Origin of the sequence: Lamprobacter sp. (genome assembly GCF_034860625.1) — a bacterium.
In the GTDB taxonomy this organism is placed as follows: domain Bacteria; phylum Pseudomonadota; class Gammaproteobacteria; order Chromatiales; family Chromatiaceae; genus Lamprobacter.
Map to the genome: position 1 here is coordinate 1 of NZ_JAYESN010000607.1, position 1,004 is coordinate 1,004.

At 67.4% G+C, this 1,004-nt stretch carries 1 protein-coding gene; it reads right to left on the minus strand.

What is annotated here, in order from left to right:
- The coding region (locus tag VBE63_RS30175) for a TrbI/VirB10 family protein (RefSeq protein ID WP_323686649.1) at window positions 1–858 on the minus strand (858 nt) is incomplete at its 3' end.
- Window positions 859–1,004: the final 146 nt, after the last annotated feature.

Sequence of the window (1,004 nt, forward strand, 5' to 3'; positions counted from 1 at the left end):
CGGCGAAGCGATGTCGACGATGACGCCTTCGGGGGTGCGGACCCGATCCCAGACGACGAAGATGCGCTGCTTGCCGTAGGTGAGGCTTGCGGTGCGGTACTCGCCGAGCACCTGTGAGCCGCGATCGAGCAGCACGACGGTACCGTCGGCGCCGTAAACATCGCGCGGTAGGGTGCAGCCGACCATGCCGGCCTGATCGCTCTGGATGGCGGTGTCTAGGATGCAGGGGATGTAGGTCCCCTTCGGCAGCAGGAAGGTCATGTCCGAGAGGCGGCGCGCGATGGCAGTAGCGGTGCGGGTGGTGGACAGGTCGATGCCGCCGCGACTGTGCGCGGGGTTCTCCCCTGCCCCGCTGCTCGCGGTGCTGACCGATCCGCCGGAGCCGCCGAGGGCCGAGGCGAGTCGCCGTTTACGGGCGATCTCTTCCGGGGTCTCTTCGGGCTTGCTGCTCGGCTCAGCCGGCAGTGCTTGCGGCAGTTGCGGTACTGGATAGCTAACGCGCGGCTCTGGCGGTGGCAGCTGAGGCAGGGTTGGGATCACCGGCGGCTCGGGGATCTCGACCTGGACGGGCTCGGGTGCCGGTGCCGGTTCGCTGGCGGGTGGCGGATCAAAGACCGGGATCTGATAGTCACCGATGTTGAAGCGCAGCTGCGAGCGGCTTGGCTCAGGGTCGTCATTGCTGGGCGCTGGATCGGTCAGCTCGGCATAGATCACCGCGGCCAAGACGCCCGTGCCGAGCGTGGCCATGGTACCGATGAAGGCCCACTTCCACAGCGGGCTCGTGGCGCGAGCGATGGGCGCATCGCCGCGTTCGACGATCTGCTCGAGGCGAGGATCTTCGCTGGCATCCAGGCTCATCGTGCGGTCCTCTGGATGAAAGGGCTGGTGGTCTCGCCAGGGTTATCGCGTGTTGAGGGCGCGAAGGCGTCGTTGCGCACACACATCACGGCGTCGCCAGCGCGTAGGCGCCATTCCTGGCCGACGCTGGGCAGGATCAGCCAGTT